23 protein-coding genes are annotated in these 19,223 nt (G+C 42.2%); 11 read left to right on the top strand and 12 right to left on the bottom strand.

Annotated elements, in window-relative coordinates:
- The first annotated feature begins 135 nt into the window (after positions 1-135).
- Together ACFEL9_RS25255 and ACFEL9_RS25250 are read left to right on the top strand one after the other, a co-directional pair.
- Entirely contained in the window at positions 136-591 is a 456-nt protein-coding gene (locus tag ACFEL9_RS25255; protein WP_385895943.1) for a (2Fe-2S)-binding protein, read from the top strand.
- Between the two features lie 26 nt (positions 592-617).
- Positions 618-1,289, top strand: a complete 672-nt coding sequence (locus tag ACFEL9_RS25250) for a hypothetical protein (protein WP_385895940.1) — start codon at positions 618-620, stop codon at positions 1,287-1,289.
- Between the two features lie 70 nt (positions 1,290-1,359).
- Here the strand turns inward: ACFEL9_RS25250 and ACFEL9_RS25245 are convergent, their stop codons facing one another.
- The 4 genes from ACFEL9_RS25245 to ACFEL9_RS25230 form a co-directional block, all read right to left on the bottom strand.
- Positions 1,360-2,112: an LVIVD repeat-containing protein gene (locus tag ACFEL9_RS25245; RefSeq protein WP_385895939.1), complete on the bottom strand. Its 753-nt coding sequence runs from the start codon at positions 2,110-2,112 to the stop codon at positions 1,360-1,362.
- 9 nt (positions 2,113-2,121) lie between these two features.
- Positions 2,122-2,718 (bottom strand): LVIVD repeat-containing protein, encoded by a 597-nt coding sequence (locus ACFEL9_RS25240; RefSeq protein ID WP_385895937.1) that lies wholly within the window; start codon positions 2,716-2,718, stop codon positions 2,122-2,124.
- A 155-nt stretch (positions 2,719-2,873) separates the two neighbouring features.
- On the bottom strand, positions 2,874-3,956 hold the full coding sequence (locus tag ACFEL9_RS25235) for a WD40/YVTN/BNR-like repeat-containing protein (RefSeq protein ID WP_385895934.1): 1,083 nt from the start codon (positions 3,954-3,956) through the stop codon (positions 2,874-2,876).
- Between the two features lie 25 nt (positions 3,957-3,981).
- A complete protein-coding gene (locus tag ACFEL9_RS25230) occupies positions 3,982-4,254 on the bottom strand; it encodes a MoaD/ThiS family protein (protein WP_385895931.1) in 273 nt (90 codons plus the stop codon).
- A 163-nt stretch (positions 4,255-4,417) separates the two neighbouring features.
- Here ACFEL9_RS25230 and ACFEL9_RS25225 point away from each other — a divergent pair, with 163 nt between their 5' ends.
- From ACFEL9_RS25225 to ACFEL9_RS25215, 3 genes are read left to right on the top strand one after another with little or no spacing between them, the layout of a single operon-like run.
- Positions 4,418-4,597: a hypothetical protein gene (locus tag ACFEL9_RS25225; protein WP_385895929.1), complete on the top strand. Its 180-nt coding sequence runs from the start codon at positions 4,418-4,420 to the stop codon at positions 4,595-4,597.
- Between the two features lie 17 nt (positions 4,598-4,614).
- On the top strand, positions 4,615-4,698 hold the full coding sequence (locus tag ACFEL9_RS25220; RefSeq protein WP_385895971.1) for a type II toxin-antitoxin system HicA family toxin: 84 nt from the start codon (positions 4,615-4,617) through the stop codon (positions 4,696-4,698).
- Positions 4,695-4,910 (top strand): type II toxin-antitoxin system HicB family antitoxin, encoded by a 216-nt coding sequence (locus tag ACFEL9_RS25215; protein WP_276503229.1) that lies wholly within the window; start codon positions 4,695-4,697, stop codon positions 4,908-4,910. The genes ACFEL9_RS25220 and ACFEL9_RS25215 overlap by 4 nt, the downstream gene beginning before the upstream one ends.
- A 50-nt stretch (positions 4,911-4,960) precedes the next feature.
- Here the strand turns inward: ACFEL9_RS25215 and fusA2 are convergent, their stop codons facing one another.
- From fusA2 to ACFEL9_RS25200, 3 genes are all read right to left on the bottom strand, one after another.
- Positions 4,961-7,096, bottom strand: a complete 2,136-nt coding sequence (gene fusA2, locus ACFEL9_RS25210; RefSeq protein WP_385895926.1) for an elongation factor G2 — start codon at positions 7,094-7,096, stop codon at positions 4,961-4,963.
- Positions 7,097-7,288: 192 nt separating this feature from the next.
- Positions 7,289-7,669 (bottom strand): hypothetical protein, encoded by a 381-nt coding sequence (locus tag ACFEL9_RS25205; RefSeq protein WP_385895923.1) that lies wholly within the window; start codon positions 7,667-7,669, stop codon positions 7,289-7,291.
- A 199-nt stretch (positions 7,670-7,868) separates the two neighbouring features.
- Entirely contained in the window at positions 7,869-8,783 is a 915-nt protein-coding gene (locus tag ACFEL9_RS25200; protein ID WP_385895922.1) for a hypothetical protein, read from the bottom strand.
- Between the two features lie 150 nt (positions 8,784-8,933).
- On the opposite strand from ACFEL9_RS25200, the gene dnaG reads away from it, so the two are divergent.
- Positions 8,934-10,967, top strand: a complete 2,034-nt coding sequence (dnaG, locus tag ACFEL9_RS25195; protein WP_385895920.1) for a DNA primase — start codon at positions 8,934-8,936, stop codon at positions 10,965-10,967.
- A gap of 166 nt (positions 10,968-11,133) precedes the next feature.
- Here dnaG and ACFEL9_RS25190 read toward each other — a convergent pair whose 3' ends face one another.
- Positions 11,134-11,457 (bottom strand): carboxypeptidase regulatory-like domain-containing protein, encoded by a 324-nt coding sequence (locus ACFEL9_RS25190; RefSeq protein ID WP_385895918.1) that lies wholly within the window; start codon positions 11,455-11,457, stop codon positions 11,134-11,136.
- A gap of 304 nt (positions 11,458-11,761) precedes the next feature.
- Here ACFEL9_RS25190 and ACFEL9_RS25185 point away from each other — a divergent pair, with 304 nt between their 5' ends.
- The 3 genes from ACFEL9_RS25185 (at position 11,762) to ACFEL9_RS25175 (ending at position 14,354) form a co-directional block, all read left to right on the top strand.
- Positions 11,762-12,325 (top strand): Crp/Fnr family transcriptional regulator, encoded by a 564-nt coding sequence (locus ACFEL9_RS25185; RefSeq protein ID WP_385895917.1) that lies wholly within the window; start codon positions 11,762-11,764, stop codon positions 12,323-12,325.
- A gap of 80 nt (positions 12,326-12,405) precedes the next feature.
- Complete coding sequence (gene yiaA / locus ACFEL9_RS25180) at positions 12,406-12,819, top strand: inner membrane protein YiaA (protein ID WP_385895915.1); 414 nt, start codon at positions 12,406-12,408, stop codon at positions 12,817-12,819.
- Between the two features lie 170 nt (positions 12,820-12,989).
- Positions 12,990-14,354: a Gfo/Idh/MocA family protein gene (locus ACFEL9_RS25175; RefSeq protein ID WP_385895912.1), complete on the top strand. Its 1,365-nt coding sequence runs from the start codon at positions 12,990-12,992 to the stop codon at positions 14,352-14,354.
- Between the two features lie 30 nt (positions 14,355-14,384).
- Here ACFEL9_RS25175 and ACFEL9_RS25170 read toward each other — a convergent pair whose 3' ends face one another.
- Positions 14,385-15,407 (bottom strand): phosphotriesterase family protein, encoded by a 1,023-nt coding sequence (locus tag ACFEL9_RS25170; RefSeq protein WP_385895909.1) that lies wholly within the window; start codon positions 15,405-15,407, stop codon positions 14,385-14,387.
- Between the two features lie 17 nt (positions 15,408-15,424).
- Positions 15,425-15,781, bottom strand: coding sequence for a glyoxalase superfamily protein (locus ACFEL9_RS25165; RefSeq protein WP_385895906.1), 357 nt, complete (start codon positions 15,779-15,781; stop codon positions 15,425-15,427).
- Positions 15,782-15,987: 206 nt separating this feature from the next.
- Between ACFEL9_RS25165 and ACFEL9_RS25160 the strand changes: the two genes are divergently transcribed.
- Together ACFEL9_RS25160 and ACFEL9_RS25155 are read left to right on the top strand one after the other, a co-directional pair.
- Positions 15,988-16,554: a dihydrofolate reductase family protein gene (locus tag ACFEL9_RS25160; RefSeq protein WP_385895903.1), complete on the top strand. Its 567-nt coding sequence runs from the start codon at positions 15,988-15,990 to the stop codon at positions 16,552-16,554.
- A gap of 81 nt (positions 16,555-16,635) precedes the next feature.
- On the top strand, positions 16,636-17,556 hold the full coding sequence (locus tag ACFEL9_RS25155) for an alpha/beta fold hydrolase (RefSeq protein ID WP_385895901.1): 921 nt from the start codon (positions 16,636-16,638) through the stop codon (positions 17,554-17,556).
- A gap of 37 nt (positions 17,557-17,593) precedes the next feature.
- Here ACFEL9_RS25155 and ACFEL9_RS25150 read toward each other — a convergent pair whose 3' ends face one another.
- Both ACFEL9_RS25150 and ACFEL9_RS25145 read right to left on the bottom strand, forming a co-directional pair.
- Positions 17,594-18,592, bottom strand: a complete 999-nt coding sequence (locus ACFEL9_RS25150) for an aldo/keto reductase (RefSeq protein ID WP_385895898.1) — start codon at positions 18,590-18,592, stop codon at positions 17,594-17,596.
- 125 nt (positions 18,593-18,717) lie between these two features.
- A complete protein-coding gene (locus tag ACFEL9_RS25145) occupies positions 18,718-19,122 on the bottom strand; it encodes an META domain-containing protein (RefSeq protein WP_385895896.1) in 405 nt (134 codons plus the stop codon).
- Positions 19,123-19,223: the final 101 nt, after the last annotated feature.

Below are 19,223 nucleotides of genomic sequence, written 5' to 3'. Positions count from 1 at the left end.
GCTCCTTTCATCTTTTTTATTTTTTATTTGACAATGACTGAACCATACAAGACATACAAGGCATTTTAGGATTTATGCTTGTATTTCTTCTATGCCTTGTATGGTTAAATAACTAAAAACTTAAAGAAACTACTCATGATAAGCTTAAAAGTAAACGGTAAAGAATACAACGTAGATGTAGAACCCTCAACACCCATCTTATGGGTGTTAAGAGATACATTAGAACTTACCGGAACAAAGTTTGGCTGCGGCGCTGCGCAATGTGGCGCCTGCACCGTTCATTTAAATGGTGACGCAATCCGTTCATGCATCACACCGGTTAAAAGAGCTGAAGGCCAGGAAATAAAAACTATTGAAGCGTTAGCTAATGATCCCATTGGCAAACGGCTGCAAAAGGCCTGGACAGAAGAAGACGTGCCGCAGTGTGGCTATTGCCAAAGCGGGCAACTGATGGCAGCTGCGGTATTGCTAAAAGCAAAACCCAATCCAACTGATAATGATATTGATTTGGGCATGTCGGGCAATATTTGCCGCTGCGGCACTTATCAGCGGGTGAGAAAAGCCATTCACAGGGCAGCCGCTATGAAGTAAGAATTCTCAACTCCAAAAGAGATTTTATGCAAAAGAATTTTCGTTTCGGATTCAGACACGTACTATACATTGTGTTGTTATCAGGCTTTACAGTGGCCATTGCACAGCCATTAAAGAATAAAACAAAAACGACTGCTTCTATTAAGATTTCACCTGCTAATGATACAAAAGCAAAATCAACTAACTCCGTTGATAAGACTGATGCTGAAATAAAAAGAGAACAGGAATCAGCAGAAGCGTTTAAAGAAGCTTATAAAGTTCTTATGCATCCGCGTTGTATGAATTGCCACCCGAAAGGCGATGCACCCTTGCAGGGTGACGATAGTCATATTCATACTCAAAATGTAACAAGAGGCCCTGACGGTAAAGGAGTGTATGCAATGAAATGTTCGAATTGCCATCAATCAGAACATGTACCAGGTCAACACATGCCGCCCGGTCATGCACTCTGGCATTTGCCTCCCGCCAACAGGAAAATGGTCTTCGAAGGAAAAACACCTGCACAATTAGCCGCTCATTTCAAAGACAATAACTTTACCGGCTTCAAAGATTTTAAAAAAGATCTTCTTCATCATGTAGAGCATGAGCCACTGGTATTAAATAGCTGGACTTACGGCACGCCGCCACCACTTAGCCACGAAGAGTTTGTTTCAAAAGTGAAAGAATGGATTGATAAAGGGGCTGTGGTGCCGAAATAAGTAAAAACATTCCTATGTTCGTTGACAACACCTGTTTCTAAAAAAATAGAATCTCTGAACAACCGTGACCTTAATAATCAACAGTCCCTATTTTTTTTATCTGCTTCAAGTCACTGATATCATATATCAATAGTCCTGTACTTACATAACAAATCAGTAAATTATCGTAAGGAATCACGTCTTTGAAATTTCCGTCGGCAACAGTGTACATTAATTCAGGCGAAGAAGGCTTTTCAACGTTCACCAACGAAAGCCCTGAGCCCCCACGACAGACAAAGACTACGGAATCCTTTAGCCCCAGGCCAAATGGAGTAGAAATTGGAAACAAACTTTTTTGAACAGGAGCGGTAACATTTTTTATGTCATAAATATACAAACCGTCTTGTGCAGGCCCGCAGGGGGAGCCCCCCTGAAGCGTAACATAAGCAATAGAATCATTCGCTACTACAGGATCGCAACTGCGTACATGACGGGCTTCACCCAATTTTACAGGATGAGATGGATCGGCAATAGAATATATGAACATTCCATCACGGGAACCGATAAATAATTTATCCATATAGGGATAAATAGTCTCTATACCCCAGCCACCAACATTCACGGACGTTTTTTTAACCGGGTTAGCCGCATCTGCAAGATCATATACTTCGATGCTGTTATAATCGGCGAGGTAAAGATGATTGGCCGCAATAGTAAACCTTGCCAATGATCCCCCTGTTCCCGTACCAGGCGCATCAGCAGATTTACTTCCGTCCTTAGTACAGCTAATGGTAATCAACCATAAGAACAGTCCTGAACTAATTATCTTTATCACTAAGCGCATATAATTTTTTTAGGGATAATAACAAGTATTGTCATACACTGAGTCACGGGTCCACCCGGTCAGGACATGTGCAAGCCCATTTGCATATTGCCAGGGACAATCATAATATACTCCATGCTCAGGCAGGGGTATAAAGTTATGCGCAGGATACCCCCCTGACTGTGCACCCTGGTAAAAAGCGTCTTTTATTCTTTTTACTTCCCTCACAGCTTGCCAGTCACTTACATCCACTACAACCAGATCAGTAAATGAGTTAGCATACAACACATTTCCTTTGATGGATATTTCAGAATTTCCCAAGATCTTAATAAAACCTGTCGGAGCCGGAGCGGAAGGATTTGAATTATCTATAACATGTACACCGCTGCCAAGATCATTTTGAAAGATCAGGTTTCCCTTTATATATATTTTTCCGGGAAATCTTACCGGTTGTGGGGCAACAGTCGCAATTTTCAAAATAGATGAATCGACAGAAAATACCGGTTTATAACCCCATACTTTTTTAGGTGGAATTATTGGAGGTTCAGGTATTCTATTGTTCGTAAAATCCCAACAGGATGATAACAATAAAATACCTGGCAATAGAAATATTGAAAATTTTCTCATAGCACCATGACAACGATAATATCGGAAGTGCTGCATTATTTCTTAAGTCTCCAAAATGAGCGGGCGAAAAATTTTTGATGCGCTTCGATGTTTTCATAAGTAACAGTCAGGAACATTAAGTATACGAAAGTCTTATCATCTAAAAACATTCAATCTCACTCCACAAACTGCACCGAATGCACCATCGGCAAATAATTATTGATCGTCTGCCAGCTCTCTCCGCGGTCAGGTGAGAAAAATAAATTACCTGTAGTAGTGCCGAATGCAACAGCATCACCGGAAGTTGCCAATGCATGACGATACACAATATCAAAACAATTTTCCTGTGGCAAACCATTTCTTAATTGCTTCCAGCTTTTACCACCATCATCTGTGCGGCAAATGCATAAAGCACCTTTAATAGCAGTTCTTGTTTCGTCGGCTTTAGCCGGAGCTACCCAGGCCTGATCGGCGTTATCATCCGCAACAGCCATCGCAAATCCAAACCTCGCCGGCCCCTCAGGCTGGCCAATATCCACCCAGTTCTTTGCCCCATCAACAGAGCGAAATATACCGCAATGGTTTTGCTGCCATAATATATCAGGATTGGTTGGAGCTGCGACCAATATATGCGGATCATAACCTGTTTCGGCATTGGGGTCGGGAAGAAAATCAGCCCGCATGCCTTTATTGCGTATTTCCCATGTTTTTCCTGCATCAGTTGTTTCAAAAACACCGGCGCAGCTAATACCGACATGAATACGATTTTCATCCCTCGGATCAACTACAATCGAATGAATGCCCGGCTGATCACGACCACCACCAAACCATCCTTCTTTACGTGTCGGGTGTTTCCATAATGATTCAACGAGTTGAAAACTGTTGCCCCTGTCTTCGCTTACAAACAAACCACCTGGGTCTGTCCCGATCCATAACCTCGATGGAAAACTTTTACCCCCGTGCGACATCGCCCAGATATAACGGGTAGCAGCCGGAACCCCGTCTTTGACTTCTTCGCCTTCAGGATAAGCAGGTGCCGTAATTTCTTCCCATGTTTTGCCCCTGTCACCTGAGCGATGAAGTTTTACACCCCAATGCCCGTAATCGAGACTGGCCCACCAGGTGCCTGTCCTGGGATCGGCATAGGCAATAGATACGGGGGCTCCTTCAAAAGAAAGATTCTCCATCGACCAGTGATTATTTTTAAACTGGTAAGCGATAAGACCCTTGCGGGTGCCAAGCAGCATTGTTGATTGCATAAAAAATAGTTGTTGATTGTTGAAATTACCCGCCCGACAAAGCCTGTATAATATAAATTTCACTTTTCTCCGTAAAATGATCGCTTAGGCCAACCCGGTCGTTGATCAACCTGCCATCAATAAAAATGTTGACATGTCTGCGCAGGCTTCCCTGTTCATCCAAAATATAATTGCGGATGCCCGGATAGTTGCCGTCCATTTCTTTCAACACTTCCTTCAACGTAACACCTGTTGCCGGGGTATCTTTCAATCCCGAAAAAAAACGATTAAGCGCATAAGTGAATTTGACAGTTGGCATCACAACAAAATTGCGGTTGCTGGTAGTTTAAAAATACAACACCACCGGCTTATAATAAATTTCTGTTTTAAACAAAGTTCCTATGAATTTTTATAACTGTAAGACTGAAAATGCGACAAATTAAGGGGGCATTTGCGAAGCCTGGATTTTAGAAATGCCCTAAATGACTTCTTCAATCGTGTTGCGCCTGCTTGGCATATTACAATACTTGCGCATTTATTATCGCTTAATTATATTAGTAAATTCGACCATGAAAGCCCGGGAAGTGATTAAACTGATCGAAAAGACGGATGGTTTCTGGCCAGGCAAAAAGGGAGCCACTAGCAATATAAACATCCTGTAAAAAAAGGTCTTGTTACTATTGCTGCACATAAACTTACGGATGATATCGCTCCCGGCACATTGAATAGCATTTTTAAACAAGCTCAAATTGATAAGCAATGAGAAAGTACCTTGTAGTTTACGAAAAAACAAAGACTGGATATTCCGCGTATGTTCCGGATCTCCCTGGCGTTATTGCTACTGGCAAAACAAAAGCTCTTGTTGAAAAGAATATTTTTGATGCCATTCAATTTCATCTTGAAGGCTTAAAGGAAGAAAATATCAGGATACCAAAAGCCACGGCGGAGAGTGAGATGATGGTGTTTACAGTTTAACAAAAAAACCGGCCACCTTTTCAATGACCGGTTTCAGTATCAAGAAAAAATCAAACCAATTCTTCTTTCGCCGTCTTACTATATTCATCAATTAACCGGCGTTGAATATCAAATGGCACCGGTTCATATGCATCAAAGCGCATTTTGAATTTGGCTCTTCCCTGCGTAATGGAACGTAATGAGGAAGAATAACCTTCCATTTCCGCCAGCGGCACTCTTGCTATTACCTTTTGAAAATGTCCATCGCTATCGATGCCTTCCACAATAGCACGGCGGCTTTGCAAATCTCCCATTACAGCACCGGTAAGATCGTCGGGACATAATACCTCCACCCGGTAGATGGGCTCCAGCACTTGGGGATCGGCCTGTTGAAATGCATGACGGAATGCCTGCAAGCCCGCAATTTTAAAAGAGATATCATTGCTGTCAACAGGGTGCATTTTGCCATCATATACGCTTACGCGGATGTCACGGGCATAGGAACCCGTCAATGGGCCATTCTGCATCTTCTCCATCACTCCTTTCAGAATAGATGGGAGAAACCTTGCATCGATAGCTCCACCCACAATACAATTGTAGAAAACTAATTTGCCGCCCCAATCAAGATCATAAGTATCCCGGCCTCTTACAGTCAGGTCTTTTGGCTCGGGCATACCCTCATGCCAGGGCTCAATCCGCAAAAATACTTCGCCAAACTGGCCGGCCCCGCCACTTTGCTTCTTATGGCGATAGCTGGCATCGGCCATTTTACGAATCGTTTCCCTGTAAGCGATCTTTGGTTTTACAAACTTCACTTCCAGCTTATGATTATGTTCGATCTTCCACTTCGCAACCGCCAGGTGCATATCTCCCTGGCAATGGATCAGCGTTTGTTTTAATTCAGGTGAAACCTCTACCATCAAAGTAGGATCCTCTTCCCGCAACTGGTGCATGGCCTGTGATAACTTTTCCTCTTCACCTTTCTTCAGTGTCTCAATAGCCACCGTCATATTTGGCGGAGGAAATTCAATAGGAGGCAATTCGTAATTTCTGCTTCTCGAATGCAGGGTATTGTTGACATGTGTATTTTTTAATTTTAATGTAGCACCAATATCGCCAGCCACCAGTTCATTTACATTGGTCCGCTTATTCCCTTCAACTAAAAACAACTGGGTTATTTTTTCTGTAACTCCGGTTGATTCATTTTCCAGTTCCATTCCTGTTTTTATTGTACCCGAATAAACTTTAAAGAAACTTAACTCACCCACATGCGGCTCAGAAACAGTTTTGTAAATAAACATGCAGGGAGGTCCGCTGGCGTCACAATTTAGCTTCTCTCCTTTCTTTGTTGTTTGCGGTGGCATTTCATTGGCGCTGGGACAAACATTGTCAATAAAACCCATCAGGCGACCGCTTCCCATATTTCTTTCTGCGGACAAGCAAAACAAAGGAAAGATATCATGACTGATCATGGCTTTCTTCAACCCCATTTTCATTTCATCTTCATCCAATTCGCCTTTATCAAAATATTTTTCCATCAACGATTCATCATTGCTGGCTATGGCTTCAATCAGTTCTTTATGCAATTCATCGGCTCTTGTTTTTTCTTCATCGGGTATCGGCAATTTTTCAGGTTTACCTCCGGCATCTTTAAATTTATACATCGTCATCCGCAACACATCGATGATCTCGTGAAAGCCGGATCCTGTTTGCCGGGGGTATTGCACCACTACCACTTTGCTACCAAAATGTGCTTTTGCCTCCCTGACGGTTTTGTCAAAATCAGCATCGTCATCATCCAGCTTGTTTATAGCGAAGATCATCGGGGTCTTAAACTTCTCGGTGTACTCCCAGATGATATCGGTACCGACTTCAACTCCCATCACGGCATTTAAAAGCATCACGCCGGTATCAGCAACGCGTAGCGCAGAAATAACTTCTCCTACAAAATCATCATAGCCGGGGGTATCGAGAATATTGATCTTATAACCCCTCCATTTGGTATGAAGGAGCTTGCTAAAAATAGAATTACCACGTTCCTGTTCAAGTTCGTGGTAATCTCCTGTTGTGTTTTTATCGTTTATATTTCCCCGGCGGGTAATGAGCCCGGCTTCGTACAACATGCACTCCGCTAAGCTCGTCTTGCCGGAGCCGGCATGGCCCAGCAAGACAATATTTTTTACATGTGAGGTATCAAACTCTGGCATGGCAAAATGTTTTAAAGATGAATACGAAAGTTTACCTGTTCAATTGTTATACTTGTCTATACGTGTTCACAAGTTCCATTTCGAATCGGTATGCTAAAACAGTATCGTCAACAGATCTTTTCCGTGCATGAGTCTCGTCACAAGCATAAGCAAACTTGTGAACTATTGAACTTGCAAACTTTAAAACTTTTCCTACGACGTTCGGGTAAGAAAATCATCGAACTCATCACGAAGATCCTGCAAAGTGAGCTCGAGGCTTTGATATTGGTCTAATAAATTTTCATGCTCCGCCATTGTTTCTCCGTTCAATTTTCCATTGTTGACATTCATCTCATAATTCATCTTCTGCTCATGTGTTTTTATGGCATGTTTAAGATCGTGAATGTTGATGAGCTGAATGTGAAATTGATTGTGGAGATGTTCGACGTCCTGGAGTTGATCTTTGGAGAGTGTTCGGCTGGCGGCGTCCTGGAGTTTTGTTTTGTTTTTTGAAAATTCGTCGCGGTATTGACGAAGTTTTTCTCTCCAGGCATTACACTCTCCTGTGAGCTGTGAAGTTTCTACCTGAACCATGGGATTTTAAATTTAAAAGTGAATAAATATGGCGTTACTCAATTTTTCCCCGGGGTGCTGGATGGTATATGTAAATTAAAACTCTTTTTTGGTATGAGCGAGCAATTTTTTGGCACATGGCAATAGTAGTGAGTGTAGATAAAAAGGAGAGCCACCCAATCCATGGATGGCTCTCGTAGCATGTTTCGACAATACTCTATTATCTTCTTCTCCTGATCGTTGTTTTTGAGGCTCTTACTTTTCCTTTCGGTCCTCTTACGGTAGTTGTTTTCCTGGTAACGCCATTACCCCTTGGACCCGTTACCGTTGTCTTTGACCGGCTCACTTTATAATTTCCCACGGCTGCTGCATGCCGTGTTCTGACAGTTACCGAACTTACCCGGTAGGGCCGATAAAATGCATGGGCTCTTGCTACTCTATGTGTGTGCACCACTACAAATGGCCGGTGATAGTGTACAACTCCTGGACGCCAAACATGCCATCCCAACGGTCTCCAGGGCCTCCACCAACCTGGGTAATGCTGCCATCTCCAGGGTGAAATCCAGGGACGATAAGCTGGTGCATAGACAACCCGAACCGATGGCCAAAACCATACGTTTACAACAACCCTGGCTCCAGCAGCGCTATAACTTGCGTTGGGTCCATGCGCTAAACCATAGTTATAATTGTCAAGAAAAGCCTGCTCATCCCCTCCACCGTCTGGTTCAATAATCACTTCTTCGCCAAAAATATCTTCATCACCCACGATCTGCACCACCGCAGTGGTATCGCCGGTTTTTTCCAACTCTATCACAGCAATATCCTGGTTTTCCGTTGCCGAAACGGGCACCTGTAATACAAAAGCATGGATATCTTTTTCTGATTTATCAATGACACGTACATAATCAATTTCTCCATCACCATTCAGATCGAGATTGTTCACACTGTTATTTTCGGAATTGATCAATTTCTCGAACTCCTCCGGTGAACCTGCTTTTTGAAACATTTGCAGGCTCCCCTGCAGGCTAAAATTATCACCGGGGAGCCCGGTAGAGTCCTCGCCAGCCTGGTTTTGTGCTGATGCAAGTGCTGTTGACCCAAGGTAGACGGCCAAAAGGATGAAGATTAATTTCATAAAAAAATTTTAGGTGAGACAAGCATCAAACGAAAAGGTTTAGCCGGTATTGCATTATTTTTTTAATATATACCTATTTAAAACTCATCACCCGTTATTATGATTTCGGTTCTTAGCCGCTATTGGATAAATTGCAGCCAGTAAAATATCTTGATTTCCCAAAACACCATACAGCAGATACTCGGCCGAATTGACATCCTGGATGTAGTAGGCGAATTTGTAAAATTGAAAAAACGGGGAGCCAGCTACCTGGGCCTTTGCCCGTTTCACAATGAAAAAACTCCTTCGTTTACCGTATCGCCCAGCAAAGAAATTTATAAATGCTTTGGTTGTGGCAAAAGCGGCAATTCGATCAGCTTCATTATGGAGCATGAGAAGTATAGTTATGTAGAGGCCCTGAAATGGCTGGCCAAAAAATATGATATCGAAATTGAAGAGACTTTTGCAACAGATGAGCAGCGTCAACAACAGCAGTCTGCCGAAAGCCTTTTTATTATCAACAATTTTGCCCGGCAGTTTTTTTCCAAAACGCTGTTTGAAACGGACGAAGGGCAGGATATTGGGCTAAGCTATTTGAAAGAAAGAGGTTTCAGGGAGGAGATCATTAGCAAATTTCAATTGGGCTATTCGCCTGAACAACGTGACGCTTTTGCGAGAGAAGCGATTTCCAAACAATTCAATACAGACTTATTATTAAAAACCGGCCTGGTTGTTTTACGGAATGAACAATTGATTGACAATTATCGCGGCCGGGTTATTTTCCCGATCCATAATCACAGCGGTAAGGTTTTGGGATTTGGTGCCAGGATATTAAAAAGTAATGATAAGGCGCCCAAATACATTAACACACCGGAAAATGAGATCTATGTAAAAAGTAAAATTTTATATGGCTCTTACCAGGCCAGGCAAGCTATCGACAAAGCCGATGAATGTTTGTTGGTGGAAGGATACACGGATGTTATATCATTGCACCAGGCAGGTATTGAAAATGTCGTCGCCTCCGGTGGCACAGCTTTAACACCTGACCAGCTTCGATTAGTAAAAAAATACACCAACAATCTTACTATTGTTTATGACGGCGATGCGGCCGGTATAAAAGCGGCGTTGCGTGGACTGGACCTGGCGTTGGAAGAAGGACTAAATGTAAAACTGGTATTAATCCCCGATAAAGAAGACCCTGACAGTTATGTAAATAAAGTGGGAGCTTCCGCCTTTGCACAATTTGTACAGCGCAACAAAAAAGATTTTATCCTCTTCCAACTGGAAGTTGCGTTGAAGGATGCCGGTAGCGATTCGGTAAAAAAAGCGGAAGTGGTCACGAAAATGGCAGAGACCATAGCCCGCATCAATAAAGCCGAAGATTTTACCAAGCAACAGGACTATATCAAGCAGTGCGCCGAAATCTTAAAAATTGATGAGGCAGGTTTGCATTCACTCGTCAATAAATTCATCCGCGACCGTATCGCCACCCAGGAAAGGAAATTACCCTTTGAAGAAGCAAAAAAACACGAAGAAAATGCCAGGCAAGCTGAACAAACCAATTACGACGACGCAACTTTCAATTTGCTGTTCAAAGATGAATTACAGGAAAGAGAACTCGCCAGGATCCTATTAGAATACGGCATCAAAAAATGGAACGACACAACGCTTGTGGCCGAATACATTTTTGATGAAATGATGGATGAAAGCCTGATTGATAACAAAGATGTGTTGATACTGCTGGCGACCTTTAAGGAGCTGCTGCAAAAAGGAGTAACAGAACCAAACAAAAGCTATTTTATTTATCACCCTGATACCAACCTAAGTACTTTCGCTGTTTCGTTGCTCAACTTTCCCTACGAAGAAAGTGAACGCTGGCGGTCCGAATTCAGCCAGGACAGCGGCTTTCAAAAACAATTGTTTCAACAGAGTTATGAAGACTTTATGCGCACCATCGCTAAAGGCAATGACAAGCAGCTAATGGGATTTCTAAAAATAGACGAGGACAAAACCAATGAAGAGGTAGAGTCCGTGGTCAATTATCTAAAGCTCAGAAAAGTAAAACGGATGTTGCTCGAAAACCAGCTTGACCTCGAAAAACCTCACACCACAGAAGAGTATGAAATGCTTCATCAAACCCATATTCATTTAAAGGGAATGGAGATCGATCTCACAAAGAAATTAGGTACGGTGATAATTAAGTAAGTGGCATCCTGGTTAAACGAAAATTGCTTCAACGATCAACGTTCTCCTTTATACTTTTTACACAAATGATATAAGCGAAAATACTCTTGTAATAAACAGTTAAACATAAAGCGGGCCACTAAATTAGTGACCCGCTTTTGTGTTTGGTGTTATTGATCGCAACTTATTATTTAGGCTGTAGTGCAATTTCACCCACATCTGTCACCAGGCTGTCTGCTATTACAACTACATCTTTTTTCCTGGTACTCGCATATGGCTCCTGGGCCTGGATGATAACTGAATAAGTACCGGGTTTTACACCTTGAATTTCAAATGCACCATTCTTTACTTCCGCATTTAGTGTATCCGTTGGCGACATGGCCCATGCCCGGATCGCTTTATCGGCGGGTGTCACCGTTCCTTTAATGGAATTGCTTTGCAATACATCAAAAGAAAAAAGTGCTCCTGATGAAACTGTCAACGCAACTACTGCTAATTTTAGTTTTTTCATACATGTCCTTTTTTACAGTGTTATTAAATAGGTTAATGAATAAACGTTTTTGGAAAAGATCATTTGCCGGTTAAGCATATGCATCAAAAAGAGCAAGGTGTCAAACAATGACTGTGCCATACCATTTCATTGTTAATTTTTTTAACAATGAATGATATCATTCGGGCTTAGCATTCTTAATACTATTTTTAGCTGGTATGTCGCAGCATCAGGTGACATCCATAGTTTCAAAAACTTACGCTTTAAGAATACTAATCAGCTATTTTTTTGTAGTTTAATTTTAGTTAATAACAGCAGCAATAACATGGAAAAGCTTTTAACACATATCAAAAATTATTACGAATTGAGTGCTGAAGCACAAAATGCATTGTACGATTGTTTTGAAGAAGTAGTGTCAGGTAAAAATGCATTTTTAGTAACGGAGGGAAAGGTCTGTCGTCATTTATATTTTGTGCAGCAAGGTGCTTTAAGAGGTTATTATACACTGGATGGAAAAGAAATAACGCATTGGTTTGGTTTTGAAAAGGATTTTGTCACCTCTTTTCACAGTTTCATTACCCAGGAACCCGCGGTCGAAAATATTCAATTGCTGGAGGGCAGTATTTTATGGAGCATTTCCAAAGACACCCTGACAAATCTTTTTAACCGCTATCATGAAATTGAGCGGCTGGTAAGAATTGCTTACGAAAAATATTATATCCGGTTAGAAGAAAGATTTGTGAATGCGCATTTCAAAAGCGCTACCGAACGATACGAAAACCTGCTGCAGCAAACCCCGCATATTTTAGAAAGAGTGCCATTGGGATATATCGCCTCTTATCTCGGCATCAGCCAGGAAACATTGAGCAGGATACGCAGCCGGATTTAACATTCACTGAACCGGTTTTTGATTTTGGTCAAAAGAAATTCCCAACCAGGACAATAGATTCGTTGCCTTAAACAACCATCATGGAACAAAAACAAAACCAACAACCATCAGCGGCTTTTGTCGCAGCTTCCTGGTTAGCATTATTTATTGGCGTTATTGCTTTTTTGATCGGCCTCTGGAATGCCGAAATGGAGTTAAATGAAAAAGGTTATTATTTCACCGTATTGATGTTTGGCCTTTTTTCAGCTATTTCCGTTCAGAAAGCCGTAAGAGACCAGATGGAAGGAATCCCGGTTACCAACCTGTATTACGGTATTGCCTGGTTTACTACGCTCCTTTCAATCGTATTACTTACTATTGGACTTTGGAACGCTGATATAGAAAAAAGTGAAAAAGGATTTTATGCGATGGCCTTTGTGCTTAGTCTCTTTGCTGCCATTGCGGTGCAAAAAAATACAAGAGATATCAAAGCCAGGCAAAATAATGAGCCCTGAGAAACCTTGATAAGAACTATTTTAAAAAAAGGTGATACAGATGATTTGTATCACCTTTTTTTGTTTGTGTAAAAAGATAGAAGCAGGTGGTTCAGTGAAGAAATTTCTTTAAAAATGCAGGAGGGGTTAACTTTAAAACAGCGATTGTTTACACCTTAAATAAAAGATGTATGATGCCCCTGAACCGCCGACAATTTATCCGCGACACTTCGGCAACATTAGCCCTTGCTGCAATAAGCCGCTATGGCCTGGATGCATTGAACGAAGCTCCGCCTCGTCGTGTAGCATTGATAGGTACTGGCTGGTATGGTAAAAGCGATCTTTTTCGGCTGATGCAGGTGGCACCGATAGAAGTAGCCGCTCTTTGCGATCCTGATAAGAGCCTGCTTGCAGAAGCTGCACAAATGGTGAGTGACCGACAGGCAACGAAGAAAAAACCAGCTTTATACGGCGACTACCGCAAGCTGTTATCAGAACAAAGGCCCGGGATTGTATTGATCGGCACACCCGATCACTGGCATGCACTGCAAACCATCGACGCACTAAAGTCCGGTGCCCATGTATATGTACAAAAACCCATCAGCGTAGACGTCATGGAAGGCGAAGCTATGCTGGCAGCAGCCCGCAAATACAACCGCGTTGTACAAGTGGGTATGCAACGAAGAAGCACCCCTCACCTGCTCGAAGCCAAAAAGAAAATTGTTGACGCCGGTTTACTTGGAAAAATTTCCCACGCCGAAATATTCTGTTATTATCATATGCGCAGCAACGGTAACCCGCCTGTGCAGTCAGTACCCGATTTTTTTGATTATGAAATGTGGACCGGCCCCGCACCGCTTCGACCTTTTGACGGGCTGCCACATACCCGGTGGTGGCGAACATTTATGGAATATGGAAATGGCATCATGGGTGATATGTGTGTCCACATGCTTGATGCGGTACGCTGGATGCTTGACCTGGGCTGGCCCAACCGTATCAGTTCAACAGGAGGAATATATGTCGATAAAACCGGCAAGAGCAATATTGCTGATACGCAAACAGCCATCTTTGCATTTGATGACCTGAACTGTGTTTGGCAACACCGCAGTTGGGGCACAGCAGCGGACCCTGAATATCCCTGGGCATTTAAGATATATGGCGAAAAGGGCACACTGATGGGCAGCACTATGAAATACGATTTTGTTCCCGCAGGTGATGGACAAAAAATACATGGCGATGTGGTGTATGAAAAGGAAAAATATCCGGCAGACCTGCAGGAGCCGAAAATAGAATTGCATGCCGCACCAGCCACACGGTTACACATGTTGAACTTTTTGGAAGCCATTGATAAAAAAATAGACCCGGTAGCGGATATCGAACAGGGACATATTTCAACAGCTAGCTGTATTCTCGCAAATATCTCAATGCAGTTAGGAGGCAGGGTATTGAGATATGATCCGGTAAAAAAAGAAGTGACCGGCGATACAGAAGCAACCAAACTTTTGCAGCGAGCTTATAGAAGCCCATGGGTGCATCCATATCCCGATAATGTATAATCCGGGACAGAATATTTTCCTACGCCGACACTATATCCTTCTTACTTTCACAGTAAATGCCCTTACCGGGTTGACCCCAAACAGAAGTTGTAGCTCGGGCTGTGTAAATCCATTTTGAAATAATTGAGGAATAAGTTTGTCGGCAATAGTATTGTAATCATTATAAGTTCCCCCACCAGGTTCGCCTACATGATACCAACCTGAGTCATGGGATAAAAGAACATGTTGAAGCAGGTGTTGCTCTTTCATATCTTTTAAGAAATCTATGCACTGTGAAATAGATTCCCGATTTACTCCATCAAAAGAAACCCAACCTCCCGCTTTGGCTGCACGAATATGTACTTTCCGGTCACTTTCATTTTGTGCATGTATCCAAATCCATGCGTCGGGCCTAATGCCTTTTGACTTGATAATTCGCAATTCTTCCATGGCAGCCTCGCCGTTGCCGCTATGTACACCGATTGTTAACCCTGTCGCCAAATGAGTGATAGCCGCGGCATCGATCATTTTTGCCTGCACGTCAGACAAAGGATATTTATCTACTCCGCATTTTATAAATCCGGGTTTGATGCCTTCTTCAACGCCATTTTTCCATTCACTGATCCATCTTGCCGCTATTTGCTCCGCCGTCTCTTTCCATGCATGGGAAGGCAGATATTTTTCGCCTGCCGCACCGTAGTAGCCGGTATTGGTAAGAATATATAAGCCGCTTGCGTCCGCCAATCGTTTTAATAATTTCACATCACGCCCGATATAAGCCGGCGTGCATTCCATGATCATTTGGAAACCCCTTTGTTTTAATTCCAAAAGTTTTGGCAAGGCCGCCTGGAAAACCTCTTCTGCATTATAACGGGAAGGATCAATTAAATCGGCGCCGATAAAATCAACTAAAACATGTTCATGTGTCAGTGAAAACCCCGGCTGCTCCCTCGTAATCCAGCCATTTACCGTCATTAATCGTTTCTTGTCCTGCAACAAATCGTTCGCAAAAAATAAAGAGCCGGCAGCAAGACCCGTTGTTTGAGCAATAAATTTTCTGCGGCTGATGATCATGGTTTCAAATTTATATATCAATCACATTCTATCCGGTGGCCAAACCGGATGATATGGCCATCCGGATCTTTGATCAGCATTTCCCGCATATTCCATTCTTTGCTTTCCGGTAGTGCTATGATGTTGGCGCCTTTGTCCTTTATACTTTCATAATATTCATCTACGTTGTCCAACACAATACAAAGCCAGGTGCCGGGATGCCCCTGGTCTTTTTCACAGAAAAAAATTTCTACCTCATCTTTCACCACTCCGCCAAATGTCGGTGGGCTGTCCCACTCCCATTTGTCATCGAAACCCAATTTATCCATATAATAAGTAAGGCTTCTCTTTATATCGGTTGAATAAAGAATCGTAATTGACTTTTCCAGCTTCATAACAACTTTTTTTGTTGGAGAAATTTACTGCTTTTAAATCAGAGATGGATTTACACTTTCAGATCACTGGGATAAGGATTTGAGATTGCGGGAAAAAATAGTTGTCGCAAAATGCCCTTCAAAAGTCGTTTGACCCACCCTCGCCCATTTGAAATTATTGACAACTTTGTATCATCAATCAATCACAACTTCTAAAAAATAAAAAAATGCGAATACTGAAATTACAAATGCAAATGACGATTGACGGATTTGTTGCCGGTCCGCAGGGTCAATTAGACTGGATGTCTTTTGACTGGAATGACGACCTGGTAGCTTTCGTCAATGAGTTTACAGACAACGGTGATACTATTTTGATGGGTCGCAAGATGACTGATGGATTTGTTAACTATTGGGAAAATGTGGTCAACAATCAACCGGAGAGTCCCGAGTTCGAATTTGCAAAAAAAATGGTTATCCTGCCAAAAATTGTATTCAGCAAAACACAAAAAACAATTGGCGGAAAAAATGTAACTGTCGAAAATGGGGACCTTGTTACGGCGGTCAATGCATTGAAGGCTAAACCTGGTAAAGATATTATAGTATACGGCGGGGCCGGCTTTGTTTCGTCATTAATTGACCATAACCTGATTGACGAATTGTATTTATATACCAACCCTATTGCCATCGGCGACGGGATGCGCATTTTCAACAAAAGCTACCCCTTGCAACTGGCAGCTTCAACCGCTTATAAAAACGGGATTGTTGTAAACAAATATGTCCCTGCCGGCCAATAGCCATTCAACTATAAAACAGGATTATCTTAAAGTGGATGGGGGTGCAGAAAATAATGATAGTTTTGTCCGCAATCCATTTTTATGCGTACCGCCTGTTTAGCCATATTTATTTTCTTTTCTGCAACTGCTTTTTGCCAAACTCATTTTGTTGATTCGTTATATGTAACCACTTCCGATTCCGTTAAACTATTTGTGAAGCGTTCGGGCAGGGGCTTTCCAGTTTTGTTTATACACGGCGGTCCGGGCTCCAATTCATTTTATTTCGAAAAAGAAGGCGGCGATATTTTTTCAAAAGATGTTCAGCTGGTGTATCTCGACCAGCGGGGTTGCGGCAGATCGGATACAGCCAAAGACAATAACTACTCACTGGAGAGAGTTGTCAAAGACTTTGACGAGGTAAGACAAAAATTGGATTATAAACAATGGATAGTTATGGCGCATTCTTTTGGCGGCATACTAGCTACCGAATATTGCTATCAGTATCAGCCTGCAATCAAAGCCATGATTTACCTGAACTGTACGATCAACTTAACGGCCACTGCCAAAGACGGAATCAGGAAAGGAGTTGAATTGCTGGGAAATAATCCACAGGATAAAAAACATTTTTTCAATGATTCCATTCCGCTTTTTCAACGCTGGGGTGAAATATTCAGCCGGCTTCAGCAAAAAGGGATTGTTTATCAATTGATGTTTGACAGGAAGACAAGCAAGGAATACGATGATAGCCTGATGGCCCTCCCTTTTCTAAAATATGTGTATGCGCAAAAGCTATGGAGCTACCCGGAATATTTTTCCGATTTCGCGGCAAAAACTGCGAAAATTTCTGTTCCTGTTCTGATCATTAGTGGCACCAGAGACTATACGATTGGCGTTAATCATTATAAACTGATGCGATTTCCCGCCAGTCATGTCAAACTCGTTGAAGGAGGCCATGCTTTGTACCTGGAACATAATGCAGAACTCTACAAATCCGTAGCGCCATTTCTTAAAAAATTCAGGTAACTGGCAATTCGTTCGGACCAAAGAAAGACTAACAACTTTATTGCTTTATCAAAACAAGTTTGTTTAACTCCCGCGTTATAAAATCAATTTCGTCCGTTGACAATTTCACCTGTAGGGCTTTGGCGTTTTGAATGGCCTGTTCAGCGTTTCTTGCACCGACCAGTGCAATGGTAATGCCCGGCTGTTCTACCGTCCAGCGGATCACTAATTGCGAAAGAGGAGCATTCTGCTTATCAGCTAACGGCTTAATCGCCTGAAGAAATGCATTGGTTCGCCCGATGTTTTCAGGCTTGAAAAAATATAAGTCCGCACGATGATCACCCTGCGAAAACTGGTGACCGGGTTTTAGTTTTCCTGTCAGCAATCCTCTTTGCAGCGGGCTGTAAGCAAGGATAGAAATATTATTGTCGATACACCAGGGAACAACGGTTTGCTCGATATCTCTCTTCACCATACTATAAGGCACCTGGTTAGAAACGATGGAAATATATTGTTGTGCTTCTTTGAGTAAGTCAATACTATAATTGCACACGGCCGCATGGCGAATCTTTCCCTGCTGTTGCAATTTGGCCACGGCTTCCATTGTTTCGGAAATTGGTGTAGTGCTATCGGGCCAGTGTATTTGATAAAGGTCGATATAGTCAGTACCTAACCTTCGTAAACTGTTTTCACATTCCAGTATGATACTTTCTCTGCCGGCATACCTGTAGATATCAATATCGCCGCCCTCGTTGTTTTTACTTTTGAAATAAAATTCACCTTTGTTCAAGTCCCATCGCAGCCCGTATTTCGTCAATAGCTGCACTTTATCTCTTGGAATATTTTTTATTGCTTCACCCACTATCTCTTCACTGGCTCCTTGTCCATAAATTGGCGCCGTATCAATGGAAGTAATCCCGAAATCATAAGAAGCCCGTATAGCATCAATGGCCTCTTTTTTTTCCGTGCCACCCCACATCCAGCCTCCGGCAGCCCATGCGCCAAAAGTGACAACTGATAATTCAAGATCCGATTTACCGACTTTCCTGTATTCCATAGTTGAATTTTTATTACATCCCAGGGCTTCAGAATAAGTGTATATTACCTGCTTAGCGCATGCTATTGTTGGTTACAAATCAATTTTTCAAAAATAAGAACTCAGCCAATACGACCAGCAATAAACTACCGGGCTCTTAATATCAAAACTGTTTCTTTTTTCCTTTTTAACAGGAGGTCATTGCCTTTTAATTCATACCGGTCAATACTTCCAAGCAATGACAAAAAGGTTTTTTCAAACTCAATATCTTCACATATCACTTTAGTGCTGCTGACATCGGTAAAGCTGATATTATTTTTCTCCACATGATAATTTCCATTTATTTGATTACAGCCGCCATTTCCACGAAAAGTTTTTTGGGCTACATCAAAAATAACAGTGGCGTCCCTTCGTCCGCCACTTTGCTGCACCGGCACGGTTTTCATTTCAACCAGCACCCACCGTCCACGATCCCAGCCCGAATCCGGGGCAAGTTTGGGGCTACAATTAAAAGTGATGACGGCGGCAATCAGGAGTAGTAAATATTTCATACTTGAGCTTTAGAATTAAAGAACAGTGCGTTAGCGATCAATAAAATTATGCCAGTAATCATTGCTATAAAAATTAACTGTTCCGGGCCGATTTTTTTACC

The organism is Terrimonas alba, assembly GCF_042434975.1.
GTDB classification, from domain to species: domain Bacteria; phylum Bacteroidota; class Bacteroidia; order Chitinophagales; family Chitinophagaceae; genus Terrimonas_B; species Terrimonas_B alba.
This window is presented reverse-complemented; position numbering and strand designations above follow the sequence as displayed.